General features: G+C 74.6%; 12 protein-coding genes and 3 riboswitches. Of the genes, 10 read left to right on the top strand and 2 right to left on the bottom strand.

The window, feature by feature from the left end; translation table 11 throughout:
• Nucleotides 1-343: 343 nt before the first annotated feature.
• Nucleotides 344-525, top strand: a riboswitch (cobalamin riboswitch).
• Between the two features lie 37 nt (nucleotides 526-562).
• The 6 genes from SACE_RS28605 (at nucleotide 563) to SACE_RS28580 (ending at nucleotide 9,394) form a co-directional block, all read left to right on the top strand.
• The gene (locus SACE_RS28605) at nucleotides 563-2,713 is read left to right on the top strand and encodes a putative cobaltochelatase (RefSeq protein ID WP_009943723.1); all 2,151 of its coding nucleotides are present in this window, start codon (nucleotides 563-565) and stop codon (nucleotides 2,711-2,713) included.
• A 259-nt stretch (nucleotides 2,714-2,972) separates the two neighbouring features.
• A complete protein-coding gene (cobO, locus tag SACE_RS28600; protein WP_009943725.1) occupies nucleotides 2,973-3,587 on the top strand; it encodes a cob(I)yrinic acid a,c-diamide adenosyltransferase in 615 nt (204 codons plus the stop codon).
• Nucleotides 3,581-4,990 carry a cobyrinic acid a,c-diamide synthase CobB gene (locus SACE_RS28595; protein WP_009943726.1) on the top strand — a complete coding sequence of 470 codons (1,410 nt, stop codon included), beginning with the start codon at nucleotides 3,581-3,583 and terminating at the stop codon, nucleotides 4,988-4,990. The genes cobO and SACE_RS28595 overlap by 7 nt, the downstream gene beginning before the upstream one ends.
• A gap of 154 nt (nucleotides 4,991-5,144) precedes the next feature.
• Nucleotides 5,145-6,824: a precorrin-4 C(11)-methyltransferase gene (cobM, locus tag SACE_RS28590; protein ID WP_009943728.1), complete on the top strand. Its 1,680-nt coding sequence runs from the start codon at nucleotides 5,145-5,147 to the stop codon at nucleotides 6,822-6,824.
• 63 nt (nucleotides 6,825-6,887) lie between these two features.
• Nucleotides 6,888-8,102: a precorrin-6y C5,15-methyltransferase (decarboxylating) subunit CbiE gene (gene cbiE / locus SACE_RS28585; protein ID WP_009943729.1), complete on the top strand. Its 1,215-nt coding sequence runs from the start codon at nucleotides 6,888-6,890 to the stop codon at nucleotides 8,100-8,102.
• Nucleotides 8,099-9,394 (top strand): cobalamin biosynthesis protein, encoded by a 1,296-nt coding sequence (locus SACE_RS28580; RefSeq protein ID WP_009943730.1) that lies wholly within the window; start codon nucleotides 8,099-8,101, stop codon nucleotides 9,392-9,394. Before cbiE ends, SACE_RS28580 begins: the two co-directional genes overlap by 4 nt.
• Nucleotides 9,395-9,574: 180 nt before the next feature.
• On the opposite strand, the gene SACE_RS28575 is transcribed toward SACE_RS28580, so the two are convergent.
• Nucleotides 9,575-9,844 carry a DUF1876 domain-containing protein gene (locus tag SACE_RS28575; protein ID WP_231849820.1) on the bottom strand — a complete coding sequence of 90 codons (270 nt, stop codon included), beginning with the start codon at nucleotides 9,842-9,844 and terminating at the stop codon, nucleotides 9,575-9,577.
• Nucleotides 9,845-10,074: 230 nt separating this feature from the next.
• A riboswitch (cobalamin riboswitch) is annotated at nucleotides 10,075-10,199 on the top strand.
• A gap of 75 nt (nucleotides 10,200-10,274) precedes the next feature.
• Here SACE_RS28575 and SACE_RS28570 point away from each other — a divergent pair.
• From SACE_RS28570 to SACE_RS28560, 3 genes are all read left to right on the top strand, one after another.
• Nucleotides 10,275-11,435, top strand: coding sequence for a HoxN/HupN/NixA family nickel/cobalt transporter (locus SACE_RS28570; RefSeq protein WP_009943733.1), 1,161 nt, complete (start codon nucleotides 10,275-10,277; stop codon nucleotides 11,433-11,435).
• Nucleotides 11,436-11,536: 101 nt separating this feature from the next.
• The gene (gene cobA / locus SACE_RS28565; RefSeq protein WP_011874899.1) at nucleotides 11,537-12,760 is read left to right on the top strand and encodes a uroporphyrinogen-III C-methyltransferase; all 1,224 of its coding nucleotides are present in this window, start codon (nucleotides 11,537-11,539) and stop codon (nucleotides 12,758-12,760) included.
• A 91-nt stretch (nucleotides 12,761-12,851) separates the two neighbouring features.
• On the top strand, nucleotides 12,852-13,088 hold the full coding sequence (locus tag SACE_RS28560) for a cell division protein SepF (RefSeq protein WP_009943734.1): 237 nt from the start codon (nucleotides 12,852-12,854) through the stop codon (nucleotides 13,086-13,088).
• Between the two features lie 183 nt (nucleotides 13,089-13,271).
• Here the strand turns inward: SACE_RS28560 and cobN are convergent, their stop codons facing one another.
• Nucleotides 13,272-16,877, bottom strand: coding sequence for a cobaltochelatase subunit CobN (cobN, locus tag SACE_RS28555; protein ID WP_009943736.1), 3,606 nt, complete (start codon nucleotides 16,875-16,877; stop codon nucleotides 13,272-13,274).
• Between the two features lie 466 nt (nucleotides 16,878-17,343).
• Nucleotides 17,344-17,531, bottom strand: a riboswitch (cobalamin riboswitch).
• Between the two features lie 98 nt (nucleotides 17,532-17,629).
• On the opposite strand from cobN, the gene cobG reads away from it, so the two are divergent.
• Nucleotides 17,630-18,862 carry a precorrin-3B synthase gene (gene cobG, locus SACE_RS28550; RefSeq protein ID WP_011874898.1) on the top strand — a complete coding sequence of 411 codons (1,233 nt, stop codon included), beginning with the start codon at nucleotides 17,630-17,632 and terminating at the stop codon, nucleotides 18,860-18,862.
• Nucleotides 18,863-18,904: the final 42 nt, after the last annotated feature.

Genomic DNA, 18,904 nt, shown 5'->3' with positions numbered 1-18,904 from the left:
AGCAGGCAGAAGGCGGCGCGGCCGGGTAGCGGCGGACCTGGCGGAGCGGCCTGGGAAGACCTGGAGGTGGCCCAGGCCGGAGAGTGGTGGGCCCGGCGCAGCGGGCTCCGACCAGTCGGAGGCGGGCGGCGCCGAACGCAGGGGGAACGGGCAGGGAGTGCTGTGTCCCGCGCGCGGGAGCGCCCTCGAACCCCCGGTACAGCCGCCATTACCGGACGAGCCCCGGTGACCTGACGGACGTGCACCGCCCCGGGAATGCCCTGCGCACGGCGCTGTTGACGCGCCGAGGCGGTCCGCCGGAGTAGTGGTTCTCGTTACGCCGCGCCCTCGCCGGTGATCGCGGTCTGCGACGATGCACGGTGGTCCAAGCAAGGAGTGCGTCAGGAAGCCGGTGGGAGTCCGGCACGGCCGGCGCCACTGTGACCGGGGAGCGGACCTCCCCCGCGAGCCACCGGGGCGACCTGGGAAGGCCGGAGGGACGCGGCGAGCCGGGAGTCAGGACACTGCCACCCCTTGTTCCCACCACCCGGGGCGCCCGAGACCCGAGGAAGGAACTGCACGCATGACCGCTGTGCGCTACCCGTTCTCCGCCGTGGTCGGACACGACGACCTGCGGCTGGCCCTGCTGCTCAACGCGGTGCACCCGCGCATCGGCGGGGTCCTGGTCCGCGGCGAGAAGGGCACCGCCAAGTCGACCATCGTGCGCGCCCTGGCCGCGCTGCTGCCCGAGCTGGACGTGGTGCCCGACTGCCGCTTCGGCTGCGCACCGCTGGACGCCGACCCGCGCTGCCCCGACGGCCCGCACGACGGCACCGCCTCGTCGGTCCGCCCCGCGCAGCTCGTGGAGCTCCCGGTCGGCGCGACCGAGGACCGCCTGGTCGGCTCGCTCGACCTGGAGCGCGCCCTCACCGACGGCGTCCGCGCCTACCAGCCCGGTCTGCTCGCGGCCGCCCACCGCGGCGTCCTGTACGTCGACGAGGTGAACCTGCTGCACGACCACCTCGTCGACCTGCTGCTCGACGCCGCCGCGATGGGACGCGCGCACGTCGAGCGCGAGGGCGTCTCGGTGACCCACGCCGCCTCGTTCCTGCTCGTCGGCACGATGAACCCCGAGGAGGGCGAGCTGCGGCCGCAGCTGCTCGACCGGTTCGGCCTCACGGTCCACGTCACGGCCTCCCGCGACGTGCCGACGCGGACCGAGGTGGTGCGGCGGCGGCTGGCGTTCGAGGCCGACCCGGCGGGTTTCGCCCGCCGTTGGGAGGACGAGGACGCCGACCTGGCCAAGCGGATCGCGGCCGCCCGGGAACGGGTCGGCTCGGTGGTGCTGCCGGACTCCGAGCTGCGGCGGATCTCCGCGCTGTGCGCGGCCTTCGAGGTCGACGGCATGCGCGGTGACCTCGTGCTCGCCCGGACGGCGGTGGCGCACGCGGCCTGGCGCGGCGCGGAGTCGGTGGCCGAGGCCGACGTCGAGGCGGCCGCCCGCCTCGCGCTGCCGCACCGCAGGCGCCGCGACCCGTTCGACGAGCCCGGGGTGGAGGAGGAGCAGTTGCAGCAGGCGCTCTCCGACGCCGCCGAGCACGCGGACAACCCGCCGGAAGGGGAGCACGACGGGCAACCCGGCGACGAGCACGACGAGCAGTCCGGCGACGACCGCGACGGACGATCCGACGACGGCCCCGACGAAGGCGGCCCGGACGGCGCGGCCGATCCCGACGACGGACCGGACGGCCCCGACGGTCCCGATGGCGGCCCCGACGGGAACGGTCCTGACGGCGACGGCCCGGACGGCGGGCCGGGTGGCGGTCAAGCCGCCCCGGAGGAGTGCGGCGAACCGCGCCGCAAGGCCCCGTCGGAGCGTCCGCCCGCGCCGCCCGCGGCGGCGTTCCGGGCTCGGCTGCTGGAAGTGCCGGGCGTCGGCGAGGGCGCGCCCGGCAGGCGCTCCCGCTCGCGGTCGCGCACCGGCCGCGCCGTACGCGCTTCCACAGTGGACGGACACGGCATCCACCTGCCCGCCACGCTGAGCGCCGCGGCGCCCCACCAGTCCGCGCGCGGACGCAGCGGTCCCGGGCTGCTGCTCCGCCGCCACGACGTGCGGCACGCCGTTCGCGAAGGCAGGGAAGGCAACCTGGTGCTGTTCGTGGTCGACGCGTCGGGTTCGATGGCGGCCCGCGAACGGATGTCGGCGGTCAGCGGTGCCGTGCTCTCCCTGCTGCGCGACGCCTACCAGCGACGGGACAAGGTCGGGGTGGTGACCTTCCGCGGCGACTCCGCCGAGGTGGCGCTGCCGCCCACGTCCTCTGTGGACACCGCCGCGGTCCGGATGCGCAGGTTGCGCACCGGCGGGCGCACGCCGCTCGCCGACGGACTGCTCAAGGCGAACAAGGTCGTCGGCACCGAGCGCACGCGCGACCCGCGCCGCCGTCCGCTGCTGGTGCTGCTCACCGACGGCAAGGCGACGGTCCCGCTGAAGTCCGATGTGGACGGACGGGCGCGCCGTGCGGTCGACGACGCGTTGCGCGCGGCAGGGCTGCTCGCCGACGCCGGCGTCGCATCGGTCGTCGTCGACTGCGAGAACGGGATGGTGCGGCTGGGGCTCGCCGACCGGCTCGCCGGTGCGCTCTCGGCGCCGTGCCTGCGGCTGGAAGAACTGTCGGCCGACAACGTCGCCGGTGTCGTGCGCGCCGTGCGGGATGGCGGTTCGCGCGCGGCTTGATCTCGTTTTGATTACGAGATTGGAGATTTCCCGTACGAGGCGAGCAGACCGGTTGGTACGGTGTTCGCGTCCACCTGACCCCCAGGGGTGGACCCGAAAAGTGCCCTCGCGCTCCCGGTGACCCCCAGGCTGGTTGAGCGCGAGGGCCCTTTCTTTCCAGGGGAAACGCGGTCGCGGAGCCTGACGGCGCGGCTGCCGCGCGCGGATGCCGCCTGACCGGGGCCGCTGAGATCGGCGCCACTTGGCTTAGGGTCGGAGCATGCCTCAGGGACAGCCATCGACAGTGCCGGCCGACGGACTGACAACTCGACAGCGGCGCAACCGGCCGCTGGTCGTGGTGCATACCGGTGAGATGAAGGGCAAGTCGACCGCCGCGTTCGGCATGGCGCTGCGCGGCTGGAACCAGGGCTGGTCCATCGGGGTGTTCCAGTTCGTCAAGTCGGCCAAGTGGCGCGTCGGCGAGGAGTCGGCGTTCCGGGCGCTGGGCAGGCTGCACGAGCAGACCGGCGAAGGCGGGCCGGTCGAGTGGCACAAGATGGGCGAAGGCTGGTCGTGGGCCCGGAAGAAGGGCAGCGAGGAGGATCACGCCGCCGCCGCGCTCGACGGCTGGCGCGAGATCGCCCGCCGGATCGGCGAGCAGCAGCACGGCCTCTACGTGCTCGACGAGTTCACCTATCCGCTGCACTGGGGCTGGGTGGACGTCGACGAGGTCGTCAGCACCCTGCGCGACCGCCCCGGCCACCAGCACGTCGTGATCACCGGCCGCTACGCCCCGGACGCCCTGATCGACGCCGCCGACCTGGTCATGCAGACCACGAAGGTCAAGCACCCCATGGACGAGGGGCAGAAGGGGCAGAAGGGCATCGAGTGGTGAGCGCCCCCGCGCGCACGGCCGGGTTCGCGCGGGTCGTCGTGGCGGCGCCCGGTTCCGGGCACGGCAAGACGACGGTGGCGACGGGTCTGCTGGCGGCGCTGCGGCGCAGGTCCGCCGCGGTCGCGCCGTTCAAGGTCGGGCCCGACTACATCGACCCCGGCTACCACCGGGTGGCGGCGGGCCGTGCGGCGCGCAACCTCGATCCGGTTCTCGTCGGCGAGCAGCGGATCGTGCCGTTGTTCAAGCACGGCGCCGCCGGGGCCGGTCTCTCGGTCGTGGAAGGCGTGATGGGGCTGTTCGACGGCCGCATCGGCACCGGTGGGGACGGTCCGGCCTTCGGCTCGACCGCGCACGTGGCCGGGCTGCTCGACGCACCGGTGGTGCTCGTCGTCGACGCCAGCGGGCAGAGCCAGAGCCTGGCCGCGCTGCTGCACGGTTTCCGGACCTTCCAGCCGGGAGTGCGGATCGGCGGCGTGATCCTCAACCGGGTCGGATCGGCGCGGCACGAGGAGGTCCTGCGGGAGGCGGCCGAGGTGGCGGGCCTGCCGGTGTTCGGCGCGCTGCCCCGCACCGAGGGACTGCGCGTGCCGTCGCGGCACCTCGGGCTCGTCACCGCGGCCGAGCACGGCGGGGAGGCGACCCGCGTGGTGTCGGCCATGGCCGACGTCGTCGAGCAGTCGGTGGACCTCGACTCCGTTGCCGCGCTCGCCGAATCCGCTCCCGCGCTCACCGGCGACGTCTGGAGCCCGGAGGAGGAGGTGCGGCGCGTCGGCGGGAGCCCGGTGGTGGCGGTCGCCGGCGGCCCGGCGTTCACCTTCGGCTACGCCGAGCACGTGGAGCTGCTCGCCGCGGCCGGTGCGGAGGTCGTCGTGGTCGACCCGACGCGCGACGAACGTCTTCCGGGCGGCACCGCGGGATTGGTGCTGCCAGGCGGGTTCCCCGAGCAGCACGTCGCCGAACTGTCGGCGAACTCCCTGCTGCGCAAGGACATCGCGGACTTCGCGGCGTCCGGCGGCCCGGTGCACGCCGAGTGCGGCGGGCTGCTGTACCTGGTGGACGAGCTCGACGGGCATCCGATGTGCGGGGTGCTGCGCGCCCGTGCGGCGATGTCGCCGAAGCTGACGCTCGGGTACCGGGACGCGGTCGCCGCGACGGACTCGGTGCTCTTCGCCGAGGGTGAGCGCATAAGCGGACACGAGTTCCACCGCACCGTCCTGGAACCCGGCGCGGGCGAGCGGCCCGCGTGGCGCTGGCGGGCCGGTGGCGTGACCGCCGAAGGATTCGTCCACAGTGGAGTTCACGCTTCGTATCTGCACACGCACCCCGCGGGTGGTCCGGACGCGGTCTTCCGTTTCGCGGAAGCGATGCGCCCCCGGATCGGAGCAGCGGATCACCGACGGTGACCGCGATGCGGCGCGAGGTGCCCGCCCCGATTGAGCGACGGAGATCAAGAGGTACGGTCAGACCCCGGCGAGGGCGACGACACGGCGCCTCGGCACGTCCGGCGTTTCCCGCCCGGTTCCGCACATCCTCCGGCACAGTTGCGATTGGTTGGACATGATTGGTGAAACACACCCGGGTCGCGTCTCGTTCGTCGGTGCCGGGCCGGGCGCGGCGGACCTGATCACCGTGCGCGGCGCGCGCCGGATCGCCGAAGCCGACGTGGTGGTGTGGACCGCGAGCCTGGTGGCGCCCGAGTGCATCCAGGAGCACGCGCGCACCGACGCGGAACTCGTCGACTCCTCGCGGCTGACCCACGAGGAGGCCGTCGAGATCTACCGGCGCGCCGAGCGCGACCGCCTCAAGGTGGCGCGGGTGCACTCCGGCGACCCGGCGCTGTGGGGCGCCGTCCAGGAGCAGTACGACGCGTGCGCCCGGATGGACCTCGAGGTGGAGATCGTGCCGGGCGTCGCGACGTTCTCGGCGGCGGCCGCCGCGGCCGGGCGGGAGCTCACCGTGCCTGAGGTCGCGCAGTCGGTGGTGCTGACCAGGCTGGAGGGCGGGCAGCCGCCGATGCCGGAGCGGGAACGGGTCCGCGAGTTCGCCAGGCACGGCACGACGATGGCGGTGCTGCTGTCGGCCGCCCGCGCCGGTCAGCTCGCCGACGAGCTGCGGGCGGGCGGCTACACCGACGACGTCCCGGTGCTCATCGCCTACAAGGTGAGCTGGCCGGACGAGGTGCTGCTGCGCACGACGATCGGTGAGCTGGCCAAGACCGTCAAGCAGCACCGGCTGTGGCGCAACGCGCTGTTCGTCGTCGGCCGGTCGCTGGAGGACCACGGGCGGCGCCGCGGCTATCCGTCCGGGCACTTCCACGCCTACCGGCGATCCGACGCGCCGAGCCGGCGGTTCACGCGTGGCGAGCGCGCCGCGCCGGCCACCGAGGGGCCCGAGACGTCGGTCAACGGCAGCGGCGACGCCGGGCGCAATGGCAGCGGCACTGCCGGGAGGAACGGCGGTGGAAGCGCCCCGGGAAACGGCACCAGGCGGGAACAGCCGGGTTCGGACGTGGCCTGGTGGGCGGTGCGCAGCTGGCAGGAGACCGCGCGTGGCGCGGGCCGGCCGGGCAGCGGGCGGTCGTCCGGGAACACGGCGGGATCCGTTGCGGCGCAACCACATCTGTTCCTCGACGAGGACGAACCCGTTGGCGAGCGGGCCGCGGCGCCGGAGGTGCCGAGGCAGGCCCAGCCGCCGGTGTCCGACGCGTCGGAGCCGGCATCGGGTGAGGCGGCGAAGCCGCAGGCCGGCGCTGGTGAGCCGGTGGCGGCAGGCGCGGACGCGGCCGGGGGCGAGAGCGCCGTCGGCGAGGCGAAGCCCGCCGCGCGGCAGGCGGAGTCCGCCACCGCGCCGCAACCCCGTTCCGCCAGCGCCGCCGAGTCCACCGCCGCTGCCGAGCCCGCCGGTACTGCCGAGCCCGCCGGTACTGCCGAGCCCGCCGGTACTGCCGAGCCCGCCGGTACTGCCGAGCCCGTCGCCGCGGAGCCCACCGTCGCCGCGGAGCCCGCCGGAAAGACCACCGCCGCGCCGAAGCGCGCTTCGGCCGCGCGGCGCACCGGGAGCGAGCAGGCCACCGCGAAGGCGTCGGTCCGGTCCAAGTCCGGCAAGACCGCCGCGAGCAAGGCCTCCGGCACCCGTGCCACGAAGTCGGCGAAGTCGGCCAAGACCACCAAGCCGGCGGGCGGCAAGTCCACCTCCGGCCGCTCCGGCCCGGACTCCGGGAAGCGGAGCACGGCGTAGCCCCCGAGCGGGCTCGTGGTGGACTTGTGCTCGCACGGTGGCTAGCGAGGCGAGGTGGGTGACGTGGGAGTCACGGTGATCGGGGTCGACGGCGCGGCGCTGCCCGACGGCAGCGCCGAGGCCCTGGAGGAGGCCAGGCTCGTCGTGGGCGCGCGGCGGCACCTGGACGCGCACGCGCCCGACCACGCCCGCAAGCTGGAGCTCGGCCCGTTCCAACCGGCGCTCAACGCCCTGACGGCGCTCTCGGCCGACGAGCACGGCGTCGTCTTCGCCTCCGGTGACCCCGGCTTCTTCGGCGTCGTGCGCACACTGCGCGAGCGGGGCATCCGCTGCCGGGTGCTGCCCGCGATCTCCAGCGTCCAGCGGCTCCTGGCGAAGGCCGGCCGGTCGTGGGACGACGTGGCCGTCGTCTCGCCGCAGGGACGCGACATCACCCAGGCCCTCAACGTGTGCCGGGCGCGTCCCGCCGTCGCGGTGCTGACGGTGCGCGGCGCGGGACCGGCGCAGCTCGGCTCGGGCCTGGACGGCTGGCGGCGCACGCTGGTCGTGGCCGAGGACCTCGGCGGCCCCAACGAGTCGCTGACCACCGTGGACCCGGCCGATGCGGCTGCCAGGAGCTGGCGCGAGCCCAACATCGTGCTGTGCCTGGCCGATCCCGACGCCGTGCCGCAGCGCAGCTGGCACGCCGGCGGTGACCCGCTGCCGCCGGAGCCGGGATGGGCGCTGCCGGAGGACGAGTTCTCCCACCGCGACGGCATGGTCACCACCTCCGAGGTCCGCGCCGTCGCGCTGGCCAAGCTCGCGCCGCGCCCCGGCACGCTGGTCTGGGACGTCGGCGCCGGTTCCGGCTCCGTCGCGGTGGAGTGCGCCCGGATGGGCGCGGCGACCATCGCGGTTGAGCCCGACGAGACCCAGGTGGTGCGGCTGATCACCAACGCCGCCGGGCACGGGGTCGACGTGCGGGTGGTGGAGGCCGCGGCCCCGCAGGCGTTGCGGGAGCTGCCGAAACCGGACGCGATCTTCATCGGCGGCGGCGGGTCCGACGTCCTCGCCGCGTGCGCGCACGCCGGGGCGACCAGGGTGGTCGCGGCGCTGACGGCGCTGGACCGCGTCGCCACCACCCGCGATGCGCTGCGCTACGCCGGCTACCAGGTCGAAGGCGTCCAGCTCGCGGCGAGCAGGCTGGTGGACCTGCCCGACGGCGCGCCGAGCCTCCAGCCGACCCAGCCGGTGGTGCTGATCTCGGGCCACCGCAAGACCCCGGGTGAGCAGTCGTGATCGGGCTGTTCGCCCTCACCCCGGCGGCTCGCCGGGCCGCCGCCGAGCTCGCGTCGCGGCTCGGACCGGACGCGGTGCTGGCCGACGGTCCGCTCGCACCCACCGTCCGGCGCATGTGGCCGCTGCTGGACGCGGCAGTGTTCTTCCTGTCCGCCGGTGAGGCGGTGCGGCTCGTCGCGCCGCTGCTGACCGACCGGCAGGTCGACCCCGGCGTGGTATGCGTGGACGAGCGGCTGCGCTTCGCCATCGCGCTGGACGGCGGGCAGGACGCGGGCGCGAACGCGCTGGCCCAGCAGGTCGCGGACGTGCTCGGCTGCACCCCGGTGATCACCACGACGCCGGGCGGGGGCAGCAGCTCGCCGTGGGACGAGGTCGTCGACCTGCTCGACGCCGCGGTGGACGGCGACATCGCCGCCTGCGGTGCCGCCGTGCTCGACGGCGCGCCGGTCCAGCTGCTCAACCCGCACGGGTTCCCGTTGCCCGCGCTGCCGGAGAACGTGTGCGCCGAACCGAAGAATCCGGTGTGGACGGTCGTGGTGGACGACCGCAGGCCCTACGGCGACGATCCCGAGCGCACCGTCCGGATCGTGCCCCGCACGGTCGTGGTGGGTGTCGGCTCCCGGCACGGGGTGGCCCGGTCGGAGGTGACCGAGCTGGTGGCGACGCTGGAGCGCGGGCACGGCCTGGACCTGCGGTCGGTGCGCGCGTTCGCCACCGTCGAGGGCAAGGCCGACGAGGACGGCGTCGTAGAGGCCGTGCAGGACCTGGGCTTCTGGCACGCGGTGGAGGCCGGGGACGAGCTGCCGCTGCTGGTCTACCCGGCGGCGACGCTGGCCGAGGTCGAGGTACCCAACCCCAGCGACGCCGTCGAGACCGAGCTCGGTACCCCGAGCGTGGCGGAGGCGGCGGCGCTGCACGCGGTCGCCGAGCACGGCGCCGCGGAACTGGTCGTGGCCAAGATCAGCAGCGCGGGCGCGACCATCGCGGCGGCCCGGCCCCGCCCGCGGGGCCGGCTCGCGGTGGTCGACCTCGGCCCGGCGCCCGACCTGCGCACGCCGCGCGCCGAGGCGGAGCTGCGTCGCGCGGCGGTCGTGGTCGACCCCGCCGGGCGCGTCGAGGAGCTGCGGCACCTGCTGCGGCAGGGGACGGAGGTCCGCGGCGGCGGCGCGGCGGACGCCGTCGCGCTGGCGCGGTCAGGGCGGGCGGTGGCGCTGCTCTCCGCCGACGCCGACACCGACGTCGAGGCCGCGGACATCGACGTCGTCCGCGTGCCGGGAGTGCCGTCGGTCTGAGGTCGGCGCCTGCGGGGCCAGGATCCTGACCGGGGCCGGATCGGACGGAACGCGGGCGTTCTGCCGACCGGGGACGGTGGGGCACGTCAGGGCGGTCGCGAGCGGGGCGGATCACCCGCCATCGCCCGCACCGCAGGCGCGGGCCACCTGGCGGACCAGGTGGCCGGGCTGGATCGGGCGTCAGGCCGGCAGGTGCACCCGCCGGTGGAGGCGGTCGCCGATGTCGTGAGCCGCTGTGTCCAGCAGCTTGTGCGCCAGCTCGAACAGGGCGCGGGCGACTGCGATCTCGTCGCCGATCTGCGGTACGTCGGGGTCGTCCGGGTGCCGCCGTGCGGTGCCGTGCCCGTGCAGCGCCTGCCCGTCGCCGGTGGTCATCCCGACGTCCGCGGTCGTCTTCGCCCCCGCCTCCACGACCTGAAGGTTCAACGTGATCGTCCGAGTCTCGTTCATGATCGCCTCCTCGGTGCTCACGTTGACCAGCATGCGCTGGTCAACGACCCAGCGGAAGGGTTGCCGACCTCACCAGGATGGGTGGCGCGCAGCCGGACGGCGATGCGGATCACAACGCACGGTCCAGCAGCCGGTCGGACGGCGTGCCGCGCCCCGGCACCCGCCGCCGGAACCGCCGCGCGGATTGACCTCGGTCGCTCTGGAGGTCAGGATACGACGGCCTGCGGCGCAGGAACCCGGTGCGAATCCGGGACGGTCCCGCCACTGTGACCGGGGAGCGGACCCGACGTGCGGCCACGGCCCGTGAGGGCTGGAAGGCTCGGGTGACCCGCTGCGATCCGGGAGTCAGGAGACTCGCTGCCGGCCCCGCGTCGCGCCCGCGGCGCGCGGATCAGGAGCCCCCGGGCGGAGAACCCAGGAGATCCGGCAGATGTCGATCGAACAGCGATCCGTGCAGTCGCCCCACGCGTGGGGCACCGTCGAGCGCAGGAAGGCCGCGTGGGTGCTCGCCGCGGTCGGCGCGTTGCACCTGGTGGGCTGGAGCGCCTACCTGCTGCACCAGCAGTCGTTCAGCGCGGCGGGCGGGCTGGCCGCCGCCGGGACCACCGCCTACCTCCTCGGCCTGCGGCACGGGTTCGACGCCGACCACGTGGCCGTGATCGACGACGCGACGCGGCTGCTCATGCAGCGCGGGCGGCGGCCGGTGTCGACCGGCATGTGGTTCGCCCTCGGGCACGCCAGCGTGGTGCTGCTGCTGGCCTTCGCGGTCGCCTTCGTCGCGGGCCCGGCCGCGCAGGCGTGGGCCGAGGAGGCCGGGCTGCGAACCGGGCTGTTCGTCGACGTGGTCGTGGTCGTGGTGCTGGGCGCGCTGGCGGTCCTCAACGCCGTCGTGCTGCGCGACGCGCTCCGGCTGCTGCGCCGGGCGCGGCGGGGCGCCGTCGCCGAGGAGGAGATCGAGCTGGTGCTCGGGCGGCGCGGGCTGATGGCCAGGGTGCTGCGCGGGCGGATGCGGGCCCTGGTCGGCCGGTCCTGGCACCTGTTCGGCATCGGGCTGCTGTTCGGTCTCGGCATGCAGACCGCGACCGAGGTCACAGTGCTGGCGATGGTCGCGCCCGACCGGCACCTGCCCGCGATCGCGGTGCTGAGCCTGCCGCTGCTGTTCGCCGCCGGAATGTGCACAGTGGACAGCGTGGACGGCATGCTGATGTCGCGCGCCTACACCTGGTCCCTGGCCAGGCCGCTGCGCAGGCTCTCGGTGAACGTGACGACCACGGCGCTGACGGTCGTGCTCGCCGCCGTGGTCGCGCTGGTCGTGCTGGCCGGGGCGCTCGCGGAGCTGGGTCTCTCGCCGCTGGAGCCGGTGGCGGGCCTCGGTGACCACTTCGAACTGCTCGGCTATCTGACGCTGGCGGCTTTCATGGCAGTATGGGGCGGCGCCGCGCTCTGGTGGCGGCTGTCCCGATCGGACGACCGCGCCGGCGGCGGACCGGCCCCCGCGACCGGCACGCCCGGGACCGCCGGGGCGGCTGAGGCGACCGGCGCACCTGGCGCGACCGGCGCCGGGCGGGCGCCCTCGGACGGCGCGCCGTGACCGGGCCGGTGCTCGTGGAGCCACGACGAGGTGGTGTTCGCGCTCCTTCCCAGCACTGATCCGGCGGCGGCGCCGGGCGAGACACGACACGGACAACGGACATGACCACGCACACTGAGCACCACTACTTCGCAGGACTCGACCTCACCGGCAAGCGGGTGGTCGTGGTCGGGGCCGGGACCGTCGCCCAGCGCCGGGTACCCAGGCTGATCAACGCGGGTGCTCTGGTCGAGGTCATCGCGCCGGAGGCGACCCCGGCGGTGGAGGCGATGGCCGACGCGGGCGAGCTGCGCTGGCACCGCCGCCCCTACGCCGAGGGCGACCTGGACGGCGCCTGGTACGCGCTGGCCTGCGCGACCGGCGGCGAGGTCAACGCCGCGGTCGCCGACGAGGCCCTGCGTCGGCGGGTGTTCTGCGTCCGCGCCGACGACGCCTCGCGGGGCACGGCCGTGACCCCGGCGGTGGCCGAGCACGGCGGCCTGCTGCTCGGGGTGCTGGCGGGCGGCGACCACCGCCGCTCGGCGGCGGTGCGCGACGCCCTCGCCGAGGCGCTGCGCACCGGGGTGGTCGACGAGAGCGCCGAGGCGCCCGCGCCGGGCGTGGCGCTGGTCGGCGGCGGCCCCGGCGACCCGGATCTGATCACGGTGCGCGGCAGGCAGCTGCTGGGCCGCGCCGACGTGGTGATCACCGACCGGCTCGCGCCGCGGGAGCTGCTGGAGGAGCTGGGCCCGCACGTCGAGGTCGTCGACGCGTCCAAGATCCCCTACGGCCGGGCGGCCAACCAGGACGTCATCAACTCGCTGCTGATCGAGCACGCCAGGGCGGGCAAGTTCGTGGTGCGGCTCAAGGGCGGCGACCCCTACGTCTTCGGGCGCGGTTTCGAGGAGCTGCTGGCGTGCGTGGAGGCGGGGGTGGCCGTCACGGCCGTCCCGGGCATCACCAGCGCGTTCTCGGCGCCGTCGGCGGCGGACGTGCCGGTGACCCACCGCGGCGTCGCGCACGAGGTCGTCGTCGTCTCCGGGCACGTCGGCCCGCACGACGAGCAGTCGCTGGTGGACTGGCCCGCGCTGGCGAAGCTGCGCGGCACCCTGGTGCTGATGATGGCGGTCAAGCGGATCGGGGAGTTCGCGGCGGTGCTCATCGAGCACGGGCGCGACCCGAAGTCGCCGGTGGCGGTGGTGCAGGAGGCCACCACCCGCGGCCAGCGCGCCCTGCGCAGCACCCTCGACGGGGTGGCCGACGCGATCCGCGACGAGGGCGTGAACCCGCCCGCGGTGATCGTCATCGGCCCGGTCGCCGACCTGGCACCCGAGCCGCGTCGCTGAGACGGGCCGCGAGCCTCCGGGCGGGAGTTCCTCGCGAGTGATCCCCCTGGTCAGCGCTTGACTTCCGGATTTCCGCGGTAAGACTTGATCCGTGGTCAAGACGCTGCACCCGCAGAGCTACCAGGACGTCTACTACGTCGGGGACTACTTCCGCCAGGGCAACGCGGTCGTGATGGACTTGACCGCCATGTCCAACGCCGAGGCGATCCAACTCGTCGACTTCGCCGCCGGACTGGTGGTCGGCAAGGGCGGCGACATGGACCGGATAGCGCCCAAGGTGTTCCTGCTGCGGCCCCCAGGCGTGGAGGCCGCAGCAGCCGACCGCTGAAAGATGTGCCAGTAGCGGTGAGGGTGGCGGAGCCTCAGGCGCCCCCTGGCTCCGGGATCGCCGACATCATGAATGCCCGATTCACCACGTCGGCGCTGTCCTCGCCGGAGGACGCCTGAGAACCCGCGGCGGTGCGAGCCGGCGCCCACACCGCGAGCGGCTGCCGCCGCTTGTGCGACTGCCCTAGCGGTCCTCGAGGTCGCCTTCGGTCTCCAGGTAGACCTCCTGCAGCGCCTGCAGGGTCTGCGGGTCCGGTTCCGCCCACATCTCGCGGTTCGCCGCTTCCAACAGGCGCTCGGTGATGCCGTGCAGGGCCCACGGGTTGGACTCGGTGAGGAACTTGCGGTTCTCCGGGTCCAGCACGTAGGTCTCGGCCAGCTTCTCGTACATCCAGTCGCCGACGACGCCGGTGGTGGCGTCGTAGCCGAACAGGTAGTCCACCGTCGCCGCCAGCTCGAACGCGCCCTTGTAGCCGTGGCGGCGCATCGCCGCCAGCCAGCGGGGGTTGACCACGCGGGCGCGGAACACCCGGGAGGTCTCCTCGGTCAGCGACCGGGTGCGGATCGAGTCGGGCCGGGTGCTGTCGCCGATGTAGGCCGCCGGGGCCTTGCCGGTCAGCGCCCGCACGGTGGCGATCATGCCGCCGTGGTACTGGAAGTAGTCGTCGGAGTCGGCGATGTCGTGCTCGCGGGTGTCGGTGTTCTTGGCCGCCACCGAGATCCGCTTGTAGGCGCTCTCCATGTCCGACCGCGCCGGCTCGCCGTCGAGGCCGCGGCCGTAGGCGAAGCCGCCCCACACCGCGTAGACCTCCGCCAGGTCGCGGTCGTCGCGCCAGTTGCGGCTGTCGATCAGCGGCAGCAGCCCCGCGCCGTAGGCGCCCGGCTTGGAGCCGAAGATGCGCATGGTCGCGCGGCGCTGGTCGCCGTCCTCGGCGGTGTCGGCCCGGACGTGGGCGCGCACGAAGTTCCGCTCGTCGGGTTCGTCGAGGTCGGCGACCATCCGCACCGCGTCGTCGAGCAGCGCCACCACGTGCGGGAACGCGTCGCGGAAGAAACCGCTGATGCGCACCGTCACGTCGATGCGCGGGCGGCCCAGCTCGTCGAGCGGGATCACCTCCAGGCCGTTGACCCGCCGTGACGCCTCGTCCCAGGTCGGCCGGACGCCCAGCAGCGCCAGCACCTCGGCGATGTCGTCACCGGAGGTGCGCATCGCGCTGGTGCCCCACACCGACAGGCCGACCGAACGCGGCCAGTCGCCGGTGTCGGCGCGGTAGCGCTCCAGCAGCGAGTCGGCGATGGCCCAGCCGGTCTCCCACGCCAGCCTGCTGGGCACCGCCTTCGGGTCGACCGAGTAGAAGTTGCGGCCGGTCGGCAGCACGTTGATCAGGCCCCGCAGCGGCGATCCGCTGGGTCCGGCCGGGACGTAGCCGCCGTCGAGGGCGTGCAGGGTCGCCGACATCTCGTCGGTCGTGGCGTCGAGCCTGGGCACGACCTCGGTCGCGGCGAACTCCAGCACGCGCACCACCGCGTCGGCAGGCTCCCCCAGGACCTCGGCGCACACCTCGGACGCCGCGCCGGGCTCCCAGCCGCGTGCCTCCATCGCCTCGACCAGGGCGTGCGCGCGGGTCTCGACCTCGTCGACCCGCTCCCGCGCGACGCTGCCGTCCTCGACCAGGCCCAGCGCCTCGCGCAGGCCCGGCAGCGCGGCGCTGCGCCCTCCCCACATCTGGCGGGCGCGCAGCATCGCCAGCACCAGGTTGACCCGGGCCTCACCGGTCGGCGCCTCGCCGAGCACGTGCAGGCCGTCGCGGATCTGGGCGTCCTTGACCTCGCAGAGCCAGCCGTCGACGTGCAGCAGCATGTCGTCGAACTCCGCGTCGTGCGGCCGCTCGTCCAGGCCGAGGTCGTGGTCGAGCTTGGCGGCCTGCATCAGCGTCCAGATCTGGCTGCGGATGGCGGGCAGCTTGGCCGGGTCCATCGCCGAGATGTTGGCGTGCTCGTCGAGCAGCTGCTCCAGCCGCGCGATGTCGCCGTAGCTCTCGGCCCGCGCCATCGGCGGCACCAGGTGGTCGACCAGCGTGGCGTGCACCCGGCGCTTGGCCTGGGTGCCCTCGCCCGGGTCGTTGACCAGGAACGGGTAGATCAGCGGCAGGTCGCCGAGCGCGGCATCGGGCGAGCACGCGGCCGACATGCCCGCCGTCTTGCCCGGCAGCCACTCCAGGTTGCCGTGCTTGCCGAGGTGGACCATGGCGTGCGCGCCGAACTCGTCGATGAGCCAGCGGTAGGCGGCCAGGTAGTGGTGGCTCGGCGGCAGGTCGGGGTCGTGGTAGATCGCGATCGGGTTCTCGCCGAAGCCGCGCGGCGGTTGGACCATGAGCGCGACGTTGCCTGCGCGCAGCGCGGCGAGCACGATCTCGCCGTCGGGGTCCTGCGAGCGGTCGACGAACAGCTCACCGGGCGGCGGCCCCCAGTGCTCCTCGATCTCGCCGCGCAGCTCCTCGGGCAGCGTCGCGTACCAGGACTCGTAGCGCTTGGCGGGGATGCGGACCGGGTTGCCGGAGAGCTGCTCCTCGCTCAGCCAGTCCTGGTCCTGCCCGCCCGCGGCGATCAGAGCGTGGATCAGCGCGTCGCCGTCCTGCGCCGCCACACCCGGCAGCGCGTCGGGCCCGTCCTCGGGACCGACGTCGTAGCCCGCCTCGCGCAGCGTGCGCAGCAGCTTCACGGCGCTCGCGGGGGTGTCGAGGCCGACGGCGTTGCCGATGCGGGAGTGCTTGGTCGGGTAGGCCGACAGCATCAGCGCGAGCCGCTTCTCGTGCTGCGGCACGTGCCGCAACTTCGCGTGGCGCACCGCGATTCCCGCGACGCGGGCGGCCCGCTCCGGGTCGGCGACGTAGACCGGCAGGCCCTCGGAGTCGTTCTCCTTGAACGAGAACGGCACCGTGATCAGCCTGCCGTCGAACTCCGGCACCGCGACCTGGGTGGCCATGTCCAGCGGCGACAGGCCCTCGTCGTTGTCCTCCCACGCGGCGCGGGTGCTGGTCAGGCACAGGCCCTGCAGGATCGGGATGTCCAGCTCGGCCAGGGCGCCGACGTCCCACGCCTCGTCGTCGCCGCCGGCCTGGGCGGTGGCGGGCTTGCTGCCGCCCGCGGCGAGCACGGTGACCACCAGCGCGTCGGCGCGGCGCAGCTCGCGCAGGAGCTCGGGTTCGGGGGCGCGCAGCGAGGCGCAGAAGATCGGCAGGGCCTGGCCGCCGGCGTCCTCGATCGCCTCGGAGAGGGCGTGCGCGAACGCGGTGTTGCCCGCCATGTGGTGCGCCCGGTAGTAGAGCACCGCGACGGTGGGGCCCTCGGTCGCGCGCGGCGTGCGCTCCAGCACGCCCCAGGTCGGGGTCTCGATCGGCGGGGCGAAGCCGTTGCCGGTCAGCAGGATCGTGTCGGACAGGAAGTTGTGCAGCTCGGTGAGGTTCTCCGGGCCGCCCTGGGCGAGGTAGCGGTGCGCTTCGGCGCAGACGCCGCCGGGCACCGTGGAGCACTCCATCAGCTCGGCGTCGGGGGCCTGCTCGCCGCCCAGCACGACCACCGGGCGCGGACCCGCCAGCAGCGCGTCCAGCCCTTCCTCCCACGCCCGGCGGCCGCCGAGCAGCCGGACCACGACGAGGTCGACGTCGTCGGTCAGCAGCGGCGGCAGGTCGTCGACGCCCAGCCGCGCCGGGTTGCCCAGCCGGTAGTCCGCGCCGCTGGCCCGCGCGCTGAGCAGATCGGTGTCCGATGTGGACAGAAGCAGGATCATGCGGCTCGCTCCTCAACTGGGTGGGCGGTGGCCCGGGACGTGCTGGTGGAGGTGGGTACGGCTGCGCGGCGGGTGACTTCGAAGGGGGTGTCCGCGGGGCGGACGCTCGCGCGCCCGGCCTTCGCGGAGGCGATGGCGCTGGACAGCGGCCTCAGCGCGGCGAGCAGGCCGGCTGCCGGTCCCGGTCCGCTGCCGGGCTCCCGCCACGCTCCGCCGCTGAGGGTGCGAGGCGCTCGCGCCGTGCGGCCGGGCGCCCCGGTGCCGAGTCCGCGCTGTGCGGCGTGGCCGGGTGCCCCGGTGCCGAGTCCGCGCTGTGCGGCGTGGCCGAACGGCCGGTTGCCGAGCCCGCGACCTGCGGTGCGGCCTCGGCCGGGATGGCGGCGGCACCGCGGGCCGGGCGGCCTGCGGAGGCCGGATGCGCGCGTTCGGCGCATGACGACACCCTCCTCGGGGTCCTCGCCCCGGGTCGTAGGTCGCGGCGACCGGAGTCTCCTGGCTCCCGGATCAGCGCTCGCTCCGCCTTCCCGCCCCGCAGGGCAGTGACGTCGTTGGAGTCCGCTCCCCGGTGACAGTGGCGGGACCGCGCCGGACTCGCACCGGCTTCCTCCACCTGTCGCCGCTCGAATGCTGCGAACACTCTCCGCAACAGGGCGATCTTCCGTCAAGTTCGCCGCGCATGAGACGCGTCGCAACGTCCGGACCCGGCAGCGTGGTTTGCGTCCGCAACAACCCGGGGCCGTAGGATCGGCCGGGTGTCCACAGCAGCCCGTCCCGAACGCGATGCCTGTCCCGGTGCCCTGCGGGTGCACGACGCCGCCGACGGCGGGTTGGCCCGCGTCCGCGTGCCGGGCGGCGCGCTGACACCGCGGCAGTTCGCCGTTCTCGGGGCCGCGTCGGCCGGGCTCGGCGACGGCGGCCTCGAACTCACCTCGCGGGCGAACGTGCAGGTGCGGGGCCTCGCGGCGGGACGGCAGCGCGAGCTCGCCGACCGCCTCTCCGGCGCCGGCCTGCTGCCGTCGGCCACCCACGAACGAGTGCGCAACATCCTCGGTTCGCCCTACGACGACGACCGGGCGCTGCTGGACACCCAGGCCGTGGCCCGCGCTCTGGACGAAGCGCTCTGCGCGACCCCCGCGCTGGCCGATCTGCCAGGCCGTTTCCTGTTCGCCGTCGACGACGGCAGGGGAGACGTCGTGTCGATGGGCGCCGACGTCGGCCTGCTCGCGCTCGACGCCGCGACGGTCGCCCTGGTGCTCGGCGGCGTGGACTCCGGTATCCGCTCGACCCCGGAGGGCGCGCCCGCGCTCGCCCTCGCCGCGGCGGTGGCGTTCCTGGCCGAGAAGGACGGCCGGGAGTGGCGGGTGAACGAGCTGCGCGACGGCGTGCGGAGGATCACCGAGCGCGTTCGCGCGGCGACCGGCGTCACCCTCGTCGAAGCGGTGCCGGTCCCGTCCACCCCGCCCGGCACGCACGCGCAGGTCGGAGAGGTTTTCCGGCGCGGAGGTGCGGTCGCGATCGCGGCCGGAGCGCCACTGGGCCGACTCTCCTGGGAGCAGGTGGATATCATCACCGCCGCGTCCGAGGCCGCCGACGGCCTCCGGCTGACGCCGTGGCGAACCGTCGTCGTGACCGGCCTGCCGGCCGGCGACGCGCCATCGTGGTTGTCGGCGCTGGACGCGCGCGGGCTGGTCGTGGACGCCCGCGCACCCGGGGCCGGGGTCACTTCCTGCACCGGGCGGCCGGGATGCGCCAAGGCGCTCGCCGACGTCCGCGGGGACGCCCGGCGTGCGTCGCCGCCGCCCGGCGGGCTCCCGGTGCACTGGTCCGGATGCGGACGCCGGTGCGGCAGGCCGCAGGGCAGGGTGCTGGAGGTGCTCGCCACCGAGGCGGGCTACGAGGTCGGTCTCGACGACGAGAACCGGACGACCGCCACCGATTTGGACGAGGTTGGGGCCGCGCTGGACGCGGCACGGAGGGCAGTGTGAACGAGCGAACCGGGGCCGGCGAGCAGTCCGGGGCAGGCAGCA

Origin of the sequence: Saccharopolyspora erythraea NRRL 2338, from assembly GCF_000062885.1 — a bacterium.
In the GTDB taxonomy this organism is placed as follows: Bacteria; Actinomycetota; Actinomycetes; order Mycobacteriales; family Pseudonocardiaceae; genus Saccharopolyspora_D; species Saccharopolyspora_D erythraea.
This window is presented reverse-complemented; position numbering and strand designations above follow the sequence as displayed.

What these genes read in the sequence shown, in the direction of transcription:
- SACE_RS28605 (WP_009943723.1), top strand. Translation starts at nt 563, where the DNA reads ATGACCGCTGTGCGCTACCCGTTCTCCGCCGTGGTCGGACACGACGAC.
- cobO (WP_009943725.1), top strand. Translation starts at nt 2,973, where the DNA reads ATGCCTCAGGGACAGCCATCGACAGTGCCGGCCGACGGACTGACAACT.
- cobM (WP_009943728.1), top strand. Translation starts at nt 5,145, where the DNA reads ATGATTGGTGAAACACACCCGGGTCGCGTCTCGTTCGTCGGTGCCGGG.
- SACE_RS28575 (WP_231849820.1), bottom strand. Translation starts at nt 9,844, where the DNA reads ATGAACGAGACTCGGACGATCACGTTGAACCTTCAGGTCGTGGAGGCG.
- SACE_RS28570 (WP_009943733.1), top strand. Translation starts at nt 10,275, where the DNA reads ATGTCGATCGAACAGCGATCCGTGCAGTCGCCCCACGCGTGGGGCACC.
- cobA (WP_011874899.1), top strand. Translation starts at nt 11,537, where the DNA reads ATGACCACGCACACTGAGCACCACTACTTCGCAGGACTCGACCTCACC.
- cobN (WP_009943736.1), bottom strand. Translation starts at nt 16,877, where the DNA reads ATGATCCTGCTTCTGTCCACATCGGACACCGATCTGCTCAGCGCGCGG.